Raw genomic sequence first — 370 nt, 5'->3', positions numbered from 1 at the left:
ACGCAGTCACTGGCGAAGCTCGCCACCACCGCCACCGACCACCGCGAGCGGGCCAACGACAATGCCGAAGAATACGGCTGGGGCGATGGGGCTGTCGGCGGATCCGAACGAGGTCCGCTTCGAGGGCGAACACCTGGCGCGCGTGCGGCTCGAAGCGCACCGCGCGAAGAGTCTGCGCGCCAGGGGAAAAGGAAACCTGCGCGGGCTGATGACCGGCTATACGTTTCATCTCGAAGGCTATCCGCTCGCGCCGGGCAACGGCGAATATCTGGTCACCTCGACGAAGATCGGGATCGTCTGCAACGACACGGTGACGAACCAGGGCGGACTGAACCGGCAGTACACCGTCGAGACGGTGTTCACGGCGCAA

General features: G+C 65.1%; 1 protein-coding gene. It reads left to right on the top strand.

Annotated features, from left to right (window positions below; genetic code table 11):
* Window positions 1–61: 61 nt before the first annotated feature.
* Window positions 62–370, top strand: a 309-nt coding sequence (locus PQR02_RS40860) for a contractile injection system protein, VgrG/Pvc8 family (RefSeq protein WP_408243459.1), incomplete at its 3' end; no start/stop codon positions are given.

It is taken from the genome of Paraburkholderia sediminicola, from assembly GCF_046026895.1.
GTDB lineage: Bacteria > Pseudomonadota > Gammaproteobacteria > Burkholderiales > Burkholderiaceae > Paraburkholderia > Paraburkholderia sediminicola_C.
The sequence above is the reverse complement of the archived record's forward strand: the minus strand, read 5'-3'. Positions and strand labels throughout refer to the sequence as shown.